Source organism: Flavihumibacter cheonanensis, assembly GCF_022352215.1.
Lineage (GTDB): Bacteria > Bacteroidota > Bacteroidia > Chitinophagales > Chitinophagaceae > Flavihumibacter > Flavihumibacter cheonanensis.
The window spans coordinates 1378606-1395836 of the sequence record NZ_JAKRWF010000001.1; the positions used below are offsets into that span (position 1 = coordinate 1378606).

Sequence of the window (17231 nt, forward strand, 5' to 3'; positions counted from 1 at the left end):
CCTTATTGAAGTTCAACTAGTTTTTTAAGTGTGTTTCTGGCTTTTCCAGTTTCCAGGCTTTCAACGGCCGCATGGTAAGCATCTTCATAGGTCTTGTAATTGCCAGTGCTTTTCAGCGCCATCGCTGCATTCGCCAATACTACTGCATTCTGTGCCCAGCTGCCTTTTCCATCCAGTATTTTCAGGAAAATATTGGCTGCTTCCTCCACAGAATTGCCTCCGTAAATATCGGAAGGCTGGACCATTCTTTTACCCATTTGTTCAGGAGTAAGCAGTTGCTCTCCTTCATTGGTAATTACTTTGGCATCCGATGTGAGGGATATTTCATCGTACCCATCCAGGCTGTGAATAATAGTAAAGGCTCCCCCGGTCTGCTGCAATAAATAATTATAGACCCTCGCCATTTCAAGGCTATAAACTCCCACTACCTGGCAGGAAGGGGTGGCCGGATTTACCATCGGTCCTAACATGTTGAAAAAAGTACGCATTCCCAGGTTTTTCCGGATGGGCGCCACTATTTTCAGCGCAGGATGAAACATAGGTGCATGTAAAAAACAAATATTGGTTTCCGCCACTTCTTTTTGAAGGGCAGCCGGATCGTTTTTAAAGCGATATCCCAATTGTTCCATCACATTGGAAGCACCACTAATAGAAGAAGCGCCATAGTTACCATGTTTGGCTACCTTCTGACCAGCCCCTGCCACTATAAAACAGGCAAGGGTTGAAATATTAAAGGTATTCTTGCCATCGCCACCCGTACCTACAATATCAACGAGGTTATCTGCTTCCAGCCGAACCGGAACGCAAAGCTCCAGCAAGGCATCGCGGAAACCCTGCAACTCTTCAATAGTTACACTTCGCATAAGGTAGACCGTCATGAATGAAGTGATTTCATGTTCATTGTACAATCCCTTACCAATGTTTAGCAACACATCCTTTGCCATCGCCCTGCTCAGCGACTTGTGTTCAAATAAAAACTGTAATATCTTTTTCATTGCCTTTTTTTTTCGTCTCACGTCTGACGTCTCACATCTCACTTCCCCAACCAATTCCTCAGCATCTTCTCTCCATCTGGAGTTAACACACTTTCAGGATGAAACTGCACACCTTGTACATCGTAGCTTTTATGCCGAAGTCCCATTATCTGTCCCGATTTATCCAATGCAGTAATCTCAAGGCAATCCGGCAATTCTTTATCATCCACTACCCAGGAATGATACCTGCCTACTTCCAATGTGTCCGGAAGACCGGCAAATACATCCCCTTCTTTTTTCTCCCGATTTGCCACCCGCTGAATTGGTGTAGCAACTCCATGATAAACATTCGCCAGGTTAATCAGTTTAGCACCAAAAGCTTCACCGATTGCCTGGTGCCCCAGGCATACTCCCAGGATAGACTTGGTTGCTGCGTATTGTTTTATGAGCGGTATCAAACTCCCCGCTTCCGAAGGAATACCCGGACCAGGAGACAGAATAATCTTATCATAGTCGGCCGCCTTTTCCAGTGGCAGTTGGTCGTTGCGCACAACATCTACCTTCTCACCAGTAATTTTTTCAACCAGGTGTACCAGGTTATAGGTGAAGGAGTCGTAATTATCAAAAACTAGAATCTTCATGTTAATTTTTGTACTTATGCTTTCATTGCGTTTAATGGATGGACTGGGCCAGTTCAATAGCTTTTTTCAGTGCTCCCAGTTTGTTATTTACTTCCTGCAATTCGCTGGCCGGCTGACTGGCGGCAACAACTCCGGCACCTGCCTGGTAGGTTAAGGTATTTTGCTTACTCAACAGGGTACGAATCATGATGGCATGATTACAATTGCCATTGAATCCCATGAATCCAAGTGCCCCGCCATAAAATGAACGGGCAGTAGGTTCGAATTCATCAATCAATTGCATGGCCCGGATTTTAGGCGCTCCACTCAAGGTGCCGGCCGGAAAGGATTTTGCTAATAAAGTAAACGGATTGGTATCCTTTGGTACACGCCCGATTACTTCGCTCACCAGGTGAATTACATGGGAGAAATATTGAACCTGTTTATAGTGGGCAACTTCCACCTGGTCGCAGATTCTGCTCAGATCATTTCTAGCCAAATCCACCAGCATTACATGTTCCGCATTCTCTTTTGCATCTGCCAGCAATTTTTCTGTCTCCTGCTGATCCAGCAGGTCATCACCACTTCTCTTGTAAGTACCTGCAATGGGATGAACAACAGCCTTTCCGTTATCGATAATAAGTTGCGATTCTGGAGATGACCCCATCAGTTTGTAATCGCCATAATCAAAAAAGAATAAATAGGGTGAAGGATTTACACTTCTCAGCGCCCGGTATACATTGAATTCATCTCCCTTGAAAAGCTGACGAAAACGCCTGCTGACAACAATCTGAAATACATCCCCCCGGTGGCAGGAACGAATTCCTTTTTTCACCATTTCCATGTATTCATCATCACTCATATTGGAAGACTCCGCACCATTCAGTTCAAACGGATAAACCGGCACATCCTTGCCCCGGATCAACGATTCCAGCATATTGCTGTCTGACTCAATTCCATTGATCTTGTTTTCGCAGAGGTACAATTCATCTTTAAAGTGATTGATGGCTATAACGTACTGGTATAACCGATAACGCATCAGCGGAATCGTTGTTTCAGTTGCTTTTTTTTCTGAAAAACGGATGGTATCAAAAAACTGAACAGCATCATACGTGGTGTATCCAAACAATCCCTGAGCAAAACCTTTTATTTTATCTCCGGGCTCTACCACTTCAAATCGCTGCATGAAATTCCAGAGCTGATCCGGCACTTCTTCCGGGCGCTGGATGGAAACCCTTTCAGGTGTTTGTCCCGGCAGTTTGTATTCGATGCGCTGCAGATCACTGATCTCCATACCTCCAATTGCATTGATACAAATAAAAGAGTAACTATTATCCGCCGCATGGTGATCCGTACTTTCCAGCAGGATGGTATCACGAAACCGATCCCGCAGGCGGAGGTAAATTCCAACCGGTGTGTACACATCCGCCAGCATCGTTTTGACCGTTGTTTCGATTCGTATCTTCTTTTTTTCGTTGCTCATAGTTGTTGATTTCCAGCAAAAATTAAAAAACCCCGATGGGTTACATCGGGGCTTTAATTATGTCATCCTATACAATGGACACAGCATTACAACACCCCGGAAGAGTTTGTATGCCACCACCACTGAATAGTTTGAATGTTTTTTGTCATATCACTGCAAATATGAGGCACCAAATTGGAATGAACAAAACTTTTTTCAGTAGCTTACCTAAAATATCCGGTTATGCTGATTCATCATACACAAAGAGATAGCAAAGGCGTATTTTATGTTGGTGATGGTGATTCCCCGATTGCTGAACTGGTATACACCAAACCGGCATTTGATAAAATGATCCTGGAACATACGGAAGTTGCTGAAGAATTGAAGGGACAGAATGTAGGTTATCACCTGGTTGAAGCCGCTGTTGAGTATGCCCGGCAGCACCAGTTTAAAATTCTTCCGTTATGCCCCTTTGCTAATGCGGTTTTTAAAAAGAAACCTGAATACCAGGATGTATTAATGGACTAAAATTAAAGTTATGAAAGTTGTAATATTTGGAGCCACCGGCCAGGTAGGTCGTTATCTGGTACAACAGGCCATCCTGATGGGTCATCATGTAAGGGCTTTTGGCAGAAATGTACATGAACTACCTGATGAAACACACCTGCTGGAGAAAATTAAGGGTGCCGTTTTTGATCCCGGTGAAGTATTCAACGCCATTAAGGGAACGGATGCTGTTTTAAGCGCATTGGGGGGTAGTTTTGATGGGACGGATAAAACCCGCTCTCTTGGGATTCGCAACATTGTTGAACAGATGAAAGCTTCCGGCGTGAAACGTATTGTAGCCTTAGGAGGTGCTGGTGTACTGGATCATCCGGAAGGTGGATTGGCCATAGATCAGGAGTCCTACCCTCCGGAATATATTCCAGTAGGAAAAGAACACCAGAAAGCCTGGGAAACCTTGGTAGACTCCGATCTTGAATGGACCTTTGTCTGCTCCCCGGATATCATTAATGCGGATGTTTCAGGCAGATTTCTGACAGCAGTTAATCAGTTACCTGAAGGCGCAAAAGGTCATATTAATGCAGGCGACCTGGCACTTTGCATGCTACAGGAACTGGACAGAAAATCTCATATCCGGGAGCGGGTCGGTATTTCAGCCGTTTGAACTAAAGAATCCCTTTGGTGGATGGCAAGTAATTGCTGAAAGGATCACGCTTTACGGCCATCCGGACAGCTTTTGCAAATGCCTTGAATATGGCTTCTATTTTATGATGTTCATTCTCTCCGCGGCAGTAAATATTCAGATTGCATTTCGCTGCATCACTGAAGGATTTGAAAAAATGAAAGAACATTTCAGTTGGCATTTCACCGATTTTCTCACGCTTGAATTCTGCATCCCACACCAGCCAGTTACGTCCACCAAAATCAATCAGCACTTTGGCTTCCGCTTCATCCATTGGTAATGCAAATCCATACCGCTCGAGCCCCTTTTTATCGGCCAGGGCTTTTGCAAAGGCTTCTCCCAATGCAATCCCGGTATCTTCGATCGTATGGTGTTCGTCAATGTGTAAATCACCGTTTGTTTCGACAGTAAGATCCAGTTTCCCATGCCTCGCGATCTGATCCAGCATATGATCAAAAAAACCCAAACCCGTTTGGATTTTGGCTTTACCGGAACCATCCAGGTTCAACCCAATCCTGATCTTTGTTTCATTGGTATTGCGTTCATGTTCAACTTTCCGTAATCCAAGTTTCAGGAAGGAATAGATTTCTGCCCAATCACAGGATTCAAGTGCTACAGTTGTTTCCCTTAACTCCATGGCTTTATCCTTGATCTCTGCACCACCCAGTTCAGGGTCAAGGTTTAACCAGATTGCTTTTGAGCCTATGTTTTTGGCCAGCTGGACATCTGTAATGCGATCACCGATTACATATGAATTTTCAAGATCGTATGCCGGATTATTCATGTAGTGAGTGAGCATACCTGTACCGGGTTTACGAGTAGGCAGGTTTTCATGCGGGTAACTTCTGTCGATTAACACTTCCTTGAAAAAGATCCCTTCCCCTTCCAGACTTTTCATCACCAGGTTGTGAAGTGGCCAGAAGGTATCTTCCGGAAAACTGGCCGTTCCCAATCCATCCTGGTTGGTAACCATTACCAGTTCATAATCCAGTTCACGGGCAATTCTTCCCATGTATTCAAACATTTTGGGATAGAAGGTCAGCTTGTCAAAGGAATCCAACTGATAAGTCGGAGGCGCCTCGTTGATCAGGGTGCCATCGCGATCGATAAATAAAACGCGTTTAGCCATAAGGGTTATTATCGATGAAAGTTACTGATACTGTTTCAATGCTTCGATCAATTCTGAATTTTCTTTTTCCGTTCCTACTGTAATGCGAAGGCAATCGGCACAGAGAACAACAGATGATCGATCCCTCACCACAATGCCTTTATCCAGCAGGTATTGATATATTTTTTTCGCATCCCGGACTTTCACCAGGAGGAAATTTGCGTCAGAGGGATATACTTTCTGAACGATCGCCAGGGATGGCAATTCACGCTCCAGCCTACCCCGCTCTTCCACCAACACCCGGATCATCTCATTTACCTGCTCCACTTCATCCAGGGCTTTTAGTACCAGCTCCTGGGATGCCTGGTTGATATTATAAGGAGGTTTCACCTTATTCATCACGTCAATGATTTCCTTGGATCCAAAGGCCATACCTACTCTCAGGGCAGCCAATCCCCAGGCTTTGGATAAGGTTTGTAGCACCACGAGGTTGGGATAGTCCTGCAGGTCAGCAAGAAAAGAACGTTGCCTTGAAAAGTTGATATAAGCTTCATCCACTACCACAAGCCCGAAATAATTATTCAGCAGAGCTTCCACTGCACCCCTGTGCAAAGAATTACCTGTAGGATTATTTGGTGAGCAGAGAAAAATAATCTTGGTAAAATCGTCCACCGCTTCTTCCATTGCGGGAAGATCCAGTTGAAAATCCGGCGTAAGCGGAACTTTTTTGATTTGCACATTATTGATGTGTGCACTTACCTCGTACATTCCATACGTAGGCGGTACAATCAGGATATTATCCATACCTGGTTCACAGAAGGCGCGGATCAGTACATCAATACATTCATCACTTCCGTTTCCAAGAAAAATATGTTCCGGCGTAACTCCCTTGATATTGGTGAGTTTTTCCTTTACGGCCATTTGCAAGGGGTCGGGATACCGGTTGTACCATTTCAACAGGGGTGAACCCAGTGAGTTTTCATTGGCATCCAGGTAAACACTGGCTTCTCCCTTGAACTCATCCCGCGCGGAGGAATAAGGTACCAGGTCTCGGATATTTGGCCTTAGTAATTCGTTCAGATTAAACATGGTTTTGCATTCTTATGGTTACTGCTTTGGCATGTGCATCCAATCCTTCTGCACCCGCCATTTCAACAACTGCGGGACCGATTGCCTTCAATCCTCCAGGGGAAAGTTCCTGGAATGTAATTTTCCTGACAAAGGAGTCTACACTCACCCCACTGTACGCTTTGGCATAACCGTTAGTGGGGAGTGTATGGTTGGTACCGCTGGCATAATCGCCCACACTCTCGGGCGTAAGATGTCCTATAAAAACAGATCCTGCATTCACAACTTTTTCTGCTATCTCAGTGCCCTGATCACTTGCCAGGATCAAATGTTCAGCAGCATAGAGATTCAATATTTCCAGTGCTTCTTCCTTATTGTTTACAACAATCGCAGAACTGTTTTGCAAGGCTTTTTCCGCAAGCTGCGCACGAGACAATTGTTCCAGTTGTTTTGTGAGTTCTTCGGAAACTTTTTCCGGCAGGTTTGCATCGGTGGTCACCAACAGCACCTGGCTATCTACTCCATGTTCGGCCTGGCTTAGCAAATCAGCGGCAACATACGCAGGATTGGCAGTAGCATCTGCGAAAACAGCCACTTCAGAAGGACCGGCCGGCATATCAATTGCCAGGCCATCGCGTTGCACCAATTGTTTGGCGCAGGTTACATATTGGTTACCCGGACCGAAAATTTTATATACCTGGGGTATGGTTTCCGTACCATAAGCCATCGCAGCAATGGCCTGTGCTCCACCTGCTTTAAAAATGCAGGTAACTCCTACCAATGAAGCAGCGTATAGTATGGCAGGATGAAGTTTTCCGGTTTTATCAGGAGGAGAACACAGAACGATTTCTTTACAACCAGCAATGGAAGCGGGTATGCCCAGCATCAGGATGGTTGAAAAAAGTGGCGCCGTTCCTCCAGGAATATATAAACCAACCTTTTCAATGCCCACTGATTTGCGCCAGCATCGGATACCAGGCATGGTTTCGATGCTTTCAACAGGCTGCACCTGTGCCTGGTGAAAGCGTCGGATATTGGCAGCTGCCAGTTGCATGGCATCTTTAAGGGCTGGAGAAACCAGGTTGGCGGCCTCCTGCTTTTCCTGCTCTGAAACTTCGAGTATATCCAATTGTACGCCATCAAACCGGGAGGTATATTCAAACAGAGCGGCATCTCCCCTGCGTTTTACTTCTGACAAAACTGTCTGTACGGCTGACTCGAGTGAGTAACTGTCCAGAACAGGCCTCGCCAACAGTGATGCATACTCGCTTTTTTCAGGATAGCGAACGATTTTCATATACTCAGATTATCATTTTTTCAATAGGAACTACCAGGATTCCCTGTGCACCGGCTGCTTTCAGTTGTTCAATGATATCCCAAAACTGATTTTCGCTCAGCACACTGTGTACACTGCTCCAACCGGGTTCTGCCAATGGTAATACAGTAGGACTTTTCATGCCAGGTAACAGGGAAATGATTTCCTCCAGTTTTTCATTGGGGGCATTCAGCAAAACATATTTATTGTTCTTCGCTTTTTTAACCGCCCGGATCCTGAACAGCAAACGCTCCAGTACCTGCATTTGTTCAGCGGATAAATTTTCGTTCCGGATCAAAGCCGCCTGGCTTTTTAACACCACTTCCACTTCTTTCAGCCCATTCATAAAAAGCGTGGAACCGGAGCTAACCAGGTCAACAATTGCATCTGCCAGTCCTATGCCCGGAGCGATTTCCACCGAACCACTGATTTCATGTATTTCAGCCTTCACTCCTTTCGACTGAAGAAAGTTCTCAACCAAAACCGGATAACTGGTAGCGATGCGTTTTCCCTGTAAGGATGTTACCCCGGAATACTCATCTTTTCTTGCAACGGCTATGCTTAACCGACATTTTCCAAAGCCCAGCCCTTCTACAATCTGTACCTTTTTATTTTTTTCATACACCACATTCTCGCCTACGATACCAATATCTGCCACCGCATCCTCTACATATTGTGGAATATCGTCGTCCCGTAAAAAATAAATTTCAAGCGGAAAGTTTTCAGCTTCGGTTTTCAGTTTGTTGATACCGTTCTTAACATCAATACCGCAATCCTTCAACAATTTGACAGAATCCTCATAAAGGCGTCCGCTTTTCTGGATAGCGATTTTTAATTTCTGTTGCATACAATTAAATAAAATAAAGAGGGCTTACCGTGCAGGTAAGCCCTCAAATGTTATCAATAGACATCAAACATCCTCGCTTACCGCGCTGGCAGTAAAACATGATGATGATGAATGTTGCTGTTTCTTTTCATTACGGATGCAAAAATAGGGGTATCAATTAATATGGACCAAATTTTTTAAGATCCCGTAAATTAGACCCATAACACACACATATGAAAAAACTGCTTCTGTTAGTATGCATGGTCGGTTTCCGATTCCTGGTGATTGCCCAGGAAGAAGCAACCTACCAGACCCCACCAAAGGAGATCATGGACCTGGTGATGGCACGCCCAACTCCCATGGTCAGTTTTAATGCGAAAGCCGACCATATGGTTTTAATCCAGCGTGCCAGTATGCCCTCAGTGGAAGAACTTGCACAACCTGAATACAGGATCGCTGGCTTACGTATGAATCCGGCAAATTTTGGTGGAAGTCGCCAGACTTATTTTAATGACCTGCAGGTAAAAGAAGTAGCTACAGGTAAAACAACAGCTATAACCGGCTTGCCTGCTGACCTGAGAGGTACTTCCATGCAATGGAGTCCTTCCCAGCAGCGTTTCGCTTTTCTGCAATACAGTAATAGTGGTATTGACCTATATACAGTTGATCTACTGAATGCAACTGCTAAGAAAGTTAATCAGCACCCATTAAACGATGTATTGGGCACCAGCTTTATCTGGCAGAATGATTCCACCATTATTTACAAAGCTGCTGTAAATGCCGGTAAAAAAGAACCAGCCAGACCAGCTGCACCATCCGGACCTGTAATTCAGGAGTCGTTAGGAAAAGCTGCTGCATCCAGGACCTACCAGGACCTGATCAAGTCGCCCTACGATGAATTATTATTCGAGCATTTTTCGAAGGGGCAGTTATACAGGTTGCAGTTAGGATCAGGAAAAGAAGAGAAACTGGGTGAAGAAGCTATTTATCGCAGCTTTTCTATTTCTCCCAATCAGGAGTTCCTATTAACTGCAATCCTCGAAAAACCGTTTTCTTATCTTGTTCCCTGGAGTGGATTTCCCACCACTTATGCGGTCTCCAACCTGAAAGGAGAATTGGTAAAAACTATTGCCAACAATCCTTCTTCTGAGGGAGCCCCTATTGGTTTTGATGATGTGGTACCCTATCCGCGAGGTATTAACTGGCGGGATGATCAACCTGCAACCATCTATTATGTTCAGGCATTGGACAACGGCAAGGGAAGAGTCAAATCCGAATTCCGGGATGGAGTGTATTGCATCGATTTGATGAAAGAAAAGGAACCCAGACTCTTTACCAAAACATCCAAACGATTCAGGGGCATTGAATGGGGGAACGACCAGGTAGCGCTGCTTTATGAAGGTATGAATGCCAACAGGAGTTACCGGATCAACCTGCTGAATCCTGTGACTGGTAAACTTGACAGCCTGCAGGAGCGAAGCAGCAACGACCAATATAACGACCTTGGGCAACCGATAACTACCCGGAATCAGTATGGCCGCAATGTTATCCAGGTATTGAAGAACGGATCTATCCTGCTGACATCCAATGGGGCATCTGAAAAGGGAGATTTGCCCCTCCTGCGTTCCATGAATCTCAAAACAAGGGCCGTTAAAGACCTCTGGAGATGCCAGGAAGGATACTTTGAATATGTGGTTCGGGTGCTGGATGCCGAAAAAGGTGTTTTTATTACACGCAGGGAAAGTCCAACTGAAACGCCTAACTATTATGTAAGAAATCTAACTAAAAAGATAGCCCCTCTTGCACTGACTCAATTCACCAACCCTTATGCACAGCTGGAAGGGATCAGCAAAGAAAAGATCAAATATAAAAGAGCAGACGGCATTGATCTTACAGCTACCCTCTACCTTCCAAAAGGGTATGACAAAACAAAGGATGGTCCTCTGCCGCTGCTGATCTGGGCTTATCCAAGGGAATATAAATCTGCAGCGGATGCTGCCCAGGTAAGAGGTTCCCAATACACTTTCCCAACCATTTCTTATGGCAGCCCGATTTTCTGGGCAACACAGGGATACGCGGTAATGGACAACGCGGAAATGCCAATCGTTGGGGAAGGAAATAAAGAACCCAATGACGCCTTCATACCCCAGTTATACCTGAATGCTCATGCTGCTATTCAGGCTGCTGCCAAAATGGGTGTGGGAGATAGTACCCGGGTTGGAGTTGGTGGCCACAGCTACGGCGCATTTATGACAGCCAATCTTCTTGCACATACCAATTTATTCAAGGCTGGTATTGCGCGTAGTGGTGCCTATAACCGTACCCTTACACCATTTGGATTTCAGGCTGAAGAGCGTACGTACTGGCAGGCCCCGGAAGTCTATTTTAATATGAGCCCTTTCAGTTTTGCAAATAAGATCAAAACACCCATCCTTTTGATTCATGGTGAGATGGATAACAACCCAGGCACTTTCCCCATTCAGAGTGAACGACTTTACAATGCGATCAAGGGACATGGCGGCACAACGCGTTATATTTCACTCCCGTATGAAAGTCATGGCTATGCAGGTAAAGAAAACATCCTGCACATGCTGTGGGAACAACACCAGTGGCTTGAAAAATTCGTAAAACAGGCTAAGTCCTCAACCGGAGACGGAAAGAAAGCATTCTAAACCCTATACCAGACGCTTTCGCCGGAGGCCCCGGCGAAAGCGTTATTTTTGCACCATGAGTAATTCCATTGGTTCGGATATACAGAGGGCCGCCGAATGTCTGCGAGCAGGGGATTTGGTAGCTATCCCTACGGAAACAGTGTACGGATTAGCAGGCAATGGGCTATCGGAAGAGGCTGTTCTGAAAATCTACCAGGTAAAAAACAGGCCGCAGTTCAATCCCCTGATCCTGCATTTCGCCAACTATCAGCAGCTTACCAAATTGAACCTGGAACTGCCACCAAAGGCCCAGGCATTGGCTGCAAGGTTTAGTCCGGGTCCGCTTACCTATGTAATACCCGCTTCTTCGCTGATACCAGCCATAGTAACAGCAGGTACTCCGGCAGTTGCCATCCGTTTTCCCAACCACCCGCTTACTTTAGAATTGTTGCAGCAACTTGAATTCCCGCTGGCCGCTCCCAGTGCCAATCCATCAGGGTATGTAAGTCCCACTACCGCTGCTCATGTTGCCAATCAATTGGGTGATAAAGTTTCGTATATACTCGATGGTGGCGATTGCCAGGTTGGACTGGAATCCACCATAGTATCCTTCCTTGAAGAGCAACCAAGACTCTTGCGGTATGGAGGGATTTCACTGGAAGCAATTGAAGCAGTTATCGGACCCGTTTCCCTGCCACCGGAAGGATATGTTGATAATCCGGTTGCCCCAGGTATGCTGGCTAGACATTATGCAACCCGGCACCCTCTGAAGTTTGGAAAGATTGCCGACCTCGCAGTGGAGGCTTTAAAAAATCATGCACCTCAACAGATTGCAACAATCAGTTTTCAGGAGGTAGTACCTGGAATACCCGATACTAACCAGTTTATATTGTCACTAAACGGCGACTTAACAGAGGCCGCGAGGAGGTTATTCAGTGCATTGCGCCTGGCTGACAATATGAATATTGCTGTTATAGTTGCAGAACGATTTCCGGATGAAGGCCTCGGGCGTGCCATCAATGATCGCCTGCAAAGGGCTGCAACACCGCTGAAAATAACTGATTTAACACCAGGTTAAACCCTGGACGGAACCCATGGTCTAATGGATATGAGCCGAATTCTACTGGCAATTGCCCTGCTGATACTGAGCCAATCTGGAATTGCACAAAAGAAAAAAAGCAATTCCGGGAAAACAACTACCCCCTTGGTGGATAGTATTGCCTTCCATCTGTATACCGACAGCCTGAAAAAGGGTGTTCATAATTACATTAATGTAGATGGTTTGGTAGCCGGTAAAAGCTGGTACCCGCTGAGTTCCGAGGATATCCAATTTGAATCAGATGAAGGTCAATTTGAAGGCAACAGCCTTGTATTGCCAGTTGATTTCAGCAAGGAAAAAGTAACGATAACAGCTACCTATAAGCGAAATCCAAAATTACGCAAAGAAATTACGATTTATATCAAAAAACTGGAGGAAGGCCCACTCAAATCAAAGGATGAAATCATGGAGGAGATCCGTAGAGGGGGCAAAAAGAAAAGAGGCCGGTAGGGCCTCTTTTTTATTACATTTTCTTGGCATCTTCCAGGAATTTCGCCAGGCCGATATCCGTAAGCGGATGTTTCAGGAGTCCCAGGATGGAATCCAGCGGACAGGTACAAACATCAGCACCCAACTCAGCACATTTGATGATATGATTGGCGTTGCGGATAGAAGCTGCGAGGATTTCTGTTTTGAAGCCCTGGATACTGTAAATATTCGCAATCTGGCCGATCAGTTCAGTTCCTTCCCAACCGCTGTCGTCAATACGCCCGATAAAGGGAGATACATAGGTTGCACCAGCTTTTGCAGCGAGAATTGCCTGTCCGGCTGAAAACACCAGTGTACAATTGGTTTTAATACCATTATCCGTAAACCACTTGATAGCTTTAATACCATCTTTGATCATAGGTACTTTCACCACAATGTTTGGATGGATGGCGGCCAGTTTCTTACCTTCTTCTACCATTGACGCATAGTCAGTGGACAACACTTCTGCGCTTATATCACCGTCAACCAGTTCACAGATGTCCTTATAGTGCTGGATTATATTATCCTCTCCTTTAATACCTTCTTTGGCCATCAGGGAGGGATTGGTAGTTACCCCATCCAAAATTCCCAATTCATTGGCTTCTTTGATCTGGGCCAGGTTGGCCGTATCAATAAAAAATTTCATGTAGTCGATTTTGGTTTTACGCCAGCGAAGATAAGGAAGAATGGAAGAGGAAACAACGGAGACAGGAGACAAAGGAGGCATGGAAGATGGACAATGGAAGACGGATGAATAGAAAATGGAGGAAAGCAAGAAAGGGGGTACGGGAGTTCAAGGCATAAAAAAATGGCAGGCTTATCATATCGCGCCGCTACGACCACCTACCCTTGCTGCCTTCCGGCCCTGGGGGAGTTCAGTAGGAGCTGGCCGTATGAGACCTGCCGCTGCAAAAGTATAGATTACAAAGTAAACTGTAAAATATAATTAGCGATTGTTATTGATTTCGGCCGCCTAGTGAGTTAATGCGACCAATGGCAACCAGTTCATCCGATCGGCCACCCAGGCTTCTGTAGTAAACCAGCACGGTATAACTGTTTTCGGTTTCCCAGAAATTACCTTCTGTTTTATCTGTAACAAATACATCCCGCCCACCGGTTGTTTCTTTTAGCGCATAACCATAATCGTAGTACCCCTGCTTCAACCAGATGGAAGTTTCATATACCCCTCTCTCCTTGTTGTATGTCATTTTCGACTGCGGATCCTTTCCATAATTTGTCAGCTCACCAAACAAATACAAGTCCTGCCGGAAGGGCATTCCCGCAGGCGGGCGAAAACTAAACTGTACAGACGCATAATCTCCCTGCCAGTAAGGATTCATCCCATCCAGGGTTTCATTAAAGAACATACCGTTCCCATCCCGGTAGTACACTACCCGTAAGCCCGAGCGGTCAATATCTGGTTTTACAAACACGGTTGTACCGGTCTTTTCATACACGGCACTGTCTACCCGCTCAGACTGCAACCGAAAACTCCGCAAATCAAGCCATCTCCACTCCTTTCCTCCAGGAAAAACAGCATCCTGTTCCGTATTGTATTCCAACTGGCTTTGGCGGATAAATGTGGGTTTTAAATCCCTTTTTGCATTGTCCCACCGGTTGTTCTGTAACAGCACTACCTGTACCTGCTGCATGGGATTCACAAGGTTGAGCTGCCGCATATTCACTGTAAACACCAACTTCTGGTGAGTAGTGAATACCTGGTTATTAAAGGGTTGTTGTACCTGCAAACCAACAGCAGCCTTCTCCTCCACTACCAGCACCCGTCGGGTAAAGGCAAGCTGGGAAGGATCGCCATTCAGAAAAACCTTTAGCAGATAATTTCCTGAACGTGAAGGTGCTGAATTTCGGTCGGGGAGCTGTGCCTGGTAATGGGTATAACGGGTAAGCGCAACCGAAGAACTCCTGTAAGTGGTAATTCGTTGCTGCGAAAATCCTTTAATATAATCCATACTGTTCAGGTTCACCGGAGTCCAGTCTGCATTACAAAGCTGCCAGGCATAGGAAAATCCTTTGGTCCCTCCTTCCCTGTCATCAAAATGAAGTTCCAACTGATCAGCCGAGCCTAAACGGATAACCGGATATCCTAATGGATTACCTACCGGAAATAATTTCACCTGTTGAATATTCGTCTGATAAACCTGATCTGGTTCTATTTGCTGAGCCAGGGCCGCACAACCAATACAGGCAAACACCCAGCTAAATAACAGTTTTCTATACATGAAATTTTTTCTTGGTGATTGTTTCACAGGGAGCAATCTACAAAACGCATCCGGTTAAAAATAGTTTTCTCACCTATATTTGGCGACTAAAACCATGCCGATTGAATATCGCCGGATTTATTGCACGCAAAGTTGCTTTCAACAATAACCAATCTTTTTCCCGGTTTATCATCCGGCTGGCGATTGCTGCAACCACGATCAGTGTTGCAGCCATGATTCTGGCACTTGCATTTACCAATGGCTTTCAGTCGGCCATCAGTCAGAAGATTTTCAATTTCTGGGGACATATCCGTGTTCAACATTATGAACCTACCAAATCTGTGATTTCTGAGGAATACCCGATCGACCGGAATGATACGGTAGAACAGCTTCCAAAAACACTTGCAGGGATTCGTGGCATCCAGGCCTACGCCACCAAAAATGCCATTTTAAAAACTGCGGAAAGCCTCGAAGGGGTACTGTTTAAAGGAATTGATCAGTTGTATGATTCGGTGCGTTTACAAAGTTTTCTGAAAGAGGGACGTTGGATGCAATTCCCTGATTCCGGTTACAGTAATGAAATCGTATTAAGTGCTTATACAGCCGGACAGCTCAAACTGAAAACCAACGACCAGGTGCTGATCTATTTTATCCAGAGCGATGGGAGTCCGCCCAGGGCACGCAAACTAACGGTTTCGGGCATCTACAAAACCGGAATTGAAGAGTACGACAAACTAATTGCAATGGGAGACCTCCGGCTCATACAGCGACTTAATAACTGGTTGCCGAACCAGGTGGGTGGATATGAAGTGTTTCTCGAAAAGCAGGAAGACATGGACCTGATGAATGAAGCGATCTTCAGCCGATTACCCATGTTATGGAATAGCAAGACAATCTTTGAAATCTACCCCAATATCTTTGACTGGCTCTCCCTGCAAGATCAGACCATCGGCATCACCCTGATCATTATGATCATCGTAGCCGTTTTGAATCTGATCACCTGTCTGATCATTTTGGTATTGGAACGCACGCGGATGGTAGGAATTCTCAAGGCCCTGGGGGCCAGTGATCGCACTATCCAGCATATATTCCTGTATAATGGTGCCATTATCACTCTGATGGGTATTGGGTTTGGCAACCTGCTTGGTTTCATACTTTTATGGCTGCAGAATAAATTCAAGTTCATCCGCCTGCCGGAAGACATGTATTATATTGATAAAGCGGAAATCCTGGTTATCCCCTGGCAAATAGTAGCGGTAAACCTGGGAACTTTTTTCATCTGCATCGCAGTCCTGACCATCCCCAGCCTGATTGTCAGAAAAATTCAGCCGGTGAAAGCGATACAATGGAAGTGAAAGGTGAAAGGTGAAAAGTGAAAGAAAAGTGAGACGTCAGACGTAAGACGTGAGAAAGCATGGAAGAGGAGACAAAGGATGCGGGAGGATGGGCATCTTCCATTCCCGCGTCTCCTTTGTTTCCCTTCTCCTTTGTTTCCTCTTCCATTACTCCATTATCCCTGCCAATAAAATCCCTGTCGCTACAGCAGCATTGAGCGATTCGGCGGCGCCTTTCCGGGGGATGGTTACGAAATGACGTAATACCTCCCGTAGTTCAGGACGAATTCCTTTGGATTCATTTCCGATTACCAATGCGGCAGGCTGATGGATTTTGAGCTCCTTTAAGGGGGTGCCATCCAGCGTAGCTGCAATAAAATCACGGTGTGCATGTGCTTTCACATAGGCAACCAGGTCTGTGTAAATGATTTCAACCCTGCCAATGCTGGCCATGGTACTCTGTACTACTTTAGGATTAAAAGCATCGGCAGCGTCCTCACTGCAAATGATCTGCTGAATTCCAAACCAATCGGCAATCCGGATGATAGTACCCATGTTTCCGGGATCCTGGATCCCATCCAGTAACAACTGCCAGCCACCGGGTTCAATGGTGAGATCCGGTTTTTCAAAAACTGCTAACACCTGGTTGGGTGTCTTCAGGAAGGAGATTTTTTCGAGTTCTGCTTCGGTGATCATCACTGCCCAACTGGCCGATTGCCATTCCGGATGAAGCTGCCACCAGCTTTCCAATCCATATACCTGCCTGGGCCGCATATGAGACAGTTCAAGCAGTTCTGCAACGGTTTTAGTTCCTTCCGATACAAATACGCCCTCCTCATCTCTGAATTTTTTATGGCTCAAACTTTGGATATATTTGGCCTGATTTTTCGTCATCATTTGC

Annotated in this window: 16 protein-coding genes and 1 other RNA gene; 6 read left to right on the plus strand and 11 right to left on the minus strand. The window is 45.5% G+C overall.

Going from position 1 to position 17231, the window contains the following annotated elements; genetic code table 11:
- Window positions 1–2: 2 nt before the first annotated feature.
- Genes trpD through MD536_RS06150 form a run of 3 tightly spaced genes read right to left on the minus strand, consistent with a single transcriptional unit; the run spans window position 3 to window position 3077 of the window.
- Window positions 3–995 (minus strand): anthranilate phosphoribosyltransferase, encoded by a 993-nt coding sequence (gene trpD, locus MD536_RS06140; RefSeq protein ID WP_239596775.1) that lies wholly within the window; start codon window positions 993–995, stop codon window positions 3–5.
- A 38-nt stretch (window positions 996–1033) separates the two neighbouring features.
- Complete coding sequence (locus tag MD536_RS06145) at window positions 1034–1615, minus strand: anthranilate synthase component II (RefSeq protein ID WP_239596777.1); 582 nt, start codon at window positions 1613–1615, stop codon at window positions 1034–1036.
- A gap of 31 nt (window positions 1616–1646) precedes the next feature.
- Window positions 1647–3077 (minus strand): anthranilate synthase component I family protein, encoded by a 1431-nt coding sequence (locus tag MD536_RS06150; RefSeq protein ID WP_239596779.1) that lies wholly within the window; start codon window positions 3075–3077, stop codon window positions 1647–1649.
- Window positions 3078–3299: 222 nt separating this feature from the next.
- Between MD536_RS06150 and MD536_RS06155 the strand changes: the two genes are divergently transcribed.
- Window positions 3300–3584 (plus strand): GNAT family N-acetyltransferase, encoded by a 285-nt coding sequence (locus tag MD536_RS06155; protein WP_239596781.1) that lies wholly within the window; start codon window positions 3300–3302, stop codon window positions 3582–3584.
- Window positions 3585–3594: 10 nt separating this feature from the next.
- Window positions 3595–4224, plus strand: a complete 630-nt coding sequence (locus MD536_RS06160; RefSeq protein WP_239596783.1) for an NAD(P)-dependent oxidoreductase — start codon at window positions 3595–3597, stop codon at window positions 4222–4224.
- A gap of 1 nt (window position 4225) precedes the next feature.
- On the opposite strand, the gene hisB is transcribed toward MD536_RS06160, so the two are convergent.
- From hisB to hisG, 4 genes are read right to left on the minus strand one after another with little or no spacing between them, the layout of a single operon-like run.
- Entirely contained in the window at window positions 4226–5371 is a 1146-nt protein-coding gene (hisB, locus tag MD536_RS06165) for a bifunctional histidinol-phosphatase/imidazoleglycerol-phosphate dehydratase HisB (protein WP_239596784.1), read from the minus strand.
- Between the two features lie 21 nt (window positions 5372–5392).
- Complete coding sequence (hisC, locus tag MD536_RS06170; RefSeq protein WP_239596788.1) at window positions 5393–6439, minus strand: histidinol-phosphate transaminase; 1047 nt, start codon at window positions 6437–6439, stop codon at window positions 5393–5395.
- Entirely contained in the window at window positions 6432–7715 is a 1284-nt protein-coding gene (hisD, locus tag MD536_RS06175; RefSeq protein ID WP_239596790.1) for a histidinol dehydrogenase, read from the minus strand. Before hisD ends, hisC begins: the two co-directional genes overlap by 8 nt.
- 4 nt (window positions 7716–7719) lie before the next feature.
- On the minus strand, window positions 7720–8580 hold the full coding sequence (gene hisG / locus MD536_RS06180) for an ATP phosphoribosyltransferase (RefSeq protein ID WP_239596792.1): 861 nt from the start codon (window positions 8578–8580) through the stop codon (window positions 7720–7722).
- Between the two features lie 212 nt (window positions 8581–8792).
- On the opposite strand from hisG, the gene MD536_RS06185 reads away from it, so the two are divergent.
- Genes MD536_RS06185 through MD536_RS06195 form a run of 3 tightly spaced genes read left to right on the plus strand, consistent with a single transcriptional unit; the run spans window position 8793 to window position 12759 of the window.
- Entirely contained in the window at window positions 8793–11231 is a 2439-nt protein-coding gene (locus tag MD536_RS06185; protein ID WP_239596794.1) for a S9 family peptidase, read from the plus strand.
- A 55-nt stretch (window positions 11232–11286) separates the two neighbouring features.
- Complete coding sequence (locus MD536_RS06190; protein ID WP_239596796.1) at window positions 11287–12288, plus strand: L-threonylcarbamoyladenylate synthase; 1002 nt, start codon at window positions 11287–11289, stop codon at window positions 12286–12288.
- 30 nt (window positions 12289–12318) lie between these two features.
- Window positions 12319–12759 carry a hypothetical protein gene (locus MD536_RS06195; RefSeq protein ID WP_239596797.1) on the plus strand — a complete coding sequence of 147 codons (441 nt, stop codon included), beginning with the start codon at window positions 12319–12321 and terminating at the stop codon, window positions 12757–12759.
- A gap of 13 nt (window positions 12760–12772) precedes the next feature.
- Here the strand turns inward: MD536_RS06195 and fsa are convergent, their stop codons facing one another.
- The 3 genes from fsa to MD536_RS06210 form a co-directional block, all read right to left on the minus strand.
- Complete coding sequence (gene fsa / locus MD536_RS06200; protein WP_239596799.1) at window positions 12773–13423, minus strand: fructose-6-phosphate aldolase; 651 nt, start codon at window positions 13421–13423, stop codon at window positions 12773–12775.
- A gap of 160 nt (window positions 13424–13583) precedes the next feature.
- An RNA gene (ffs, locus tag MD536_RS06205) (signal recognition particle sRNA small type) lies at window positions 13584–13683 on the minus strand.
- Between the two features lie 50 nt (window positions 13684–13733).
- Entirely contained in the window at window positions 13734–15017 is a 1284-nt protein-coding gene (locus tag MD536_RS06210) for a type IX secretion system plug protein (RefSeq protein WP_239596801.1), read from the minus strand.
- Between the two features lie 14 nt (window positions 15018–15031).
- Here MD536_RS06210 and MD536_RS06215 point away from each other — a divergent pair, with 14 nt between their 5' ends.
- On the plus strand, window positions 15032–16351 hold the full coding sequence (locus MD536_RS06215; protein ID WP_239596803.1) for an ABC transporter permease: 1320 nt from the start codon (window positions 15032–15034) through the stop codon (window positions 16349–16351).
- A gap of 147 nt (window positions 16352–16498) precedes the next feature.
- Here the strand turns inward: MD536_RS06215 and MD536_RS06220 are convergent, their stop codons facing one another.
- A complete protein-coding gene (locus MD536_RS06220; protein WP_239596805.1) occupies window positions 16499–17227 on the minus strand; it encodes a TrmH family RNA methyltransferase in 729 nt (242 codons plus the stop codon).
- Window positions 17228–17231 lie beyond the last annotated feature (4 nt).

Coding starts and splice junctions, on each gene's coding strand:
- MD536_RS06155 (WP_239596781.1), top strand. CDS start 3,300: ATGCTGATTCATCATACACAAAGAGATAGCAAAGGCGTATTTTATGTT.
- MD536_RS06210 (WP_239596801.1), bottom strand. CDS start 15,017: ATGTATAGAAAACTGTTATTTAGCTGGGTGTTTGCCTGTATTGGTTGT.
- fsa (WP_239596799.1), bottom strand. CDS start 13,423: ATGAAATTTTTTATTGATACGGCCAACCTGGCCCAGATCAAAGAAGCC.
- MD536_RS06150 (WP_239596779.1), bottom strand. CDS start 3,077: ATGAGCAACGAAAAAAAGAAGATACGAATCGAAACAACGGTCAAAACG.
- hisG (WP_239596792.1), bottom strand. CDS start 8,580: ATGCAACAGAAATTAAAAATCGCTATCCAGAAAAGCGGACGCCTTTAT.
- MD536_RS06160 (WP_239596783.1), top strand. CDS start 3,595: ATGAAAGTTGTAATATTTGGAGCCACCGGCCAGGTAGGTCGTTATCTG.
- hisD (WP_239596790.1), bottom strand. CDS start 7,715: ATGAAAATCGTTCGCTATCCTGAAAAAAGCGAGTATGCATCACTGTTG.
- hisB (WP_239596784.1), bottom strand. CDS start 5,371: ATGGCTAAACGCGTTTTATTTATCGATCGCGATGGCACCCTGATCAAC.
- MD536_RS06220 (WP_239596805.1), bottom strand. CDS start 17,227: ATGATGACGAAAAATCAGGCCAAATATATCCAAAGTTTGAGCCATAAA.
- hisC (WP_239596788.1), bottom strand. CDS start 6,439: ATGTTTAATCTGAACGAATTACTAAGGCCAAATATCCGAGACCTGGTA.
- MD536_RS06195 (WP_239596797.1), top strand. CDS start 12,319: ATGAGCCGAATTCTACTGGCAATTGCCCTGCTGATACTGAGCCAATCT.
- MD536_RS06145 (WP_239596777.1), bottom strand. CDS start 1,615: ATGAAGATTCTAGTTTTTGATAATTACGACTCCTTCACCTATAACCTG.
- MD536_RS06190 (WP_239596796.1), top strand. CDS start 11,287: ATGAGTAATTCCATTGGTTCGGATATACAGAGGGCCGCCGAATGTCTG.
- MD536_RS06185 (WP_239596794.1), top strand. CDS start 8,793: ATGAAAAAACTGCTTCTGTTAGTATGCATGGTCGGTTTCCGATTCCTG.
- trpD (WP_239596775.1), bottom strand. CDS start 995: ATGAAAAAGATATTACAGTTTTTATTTGAACACAAGTCGCTGAGCAGG.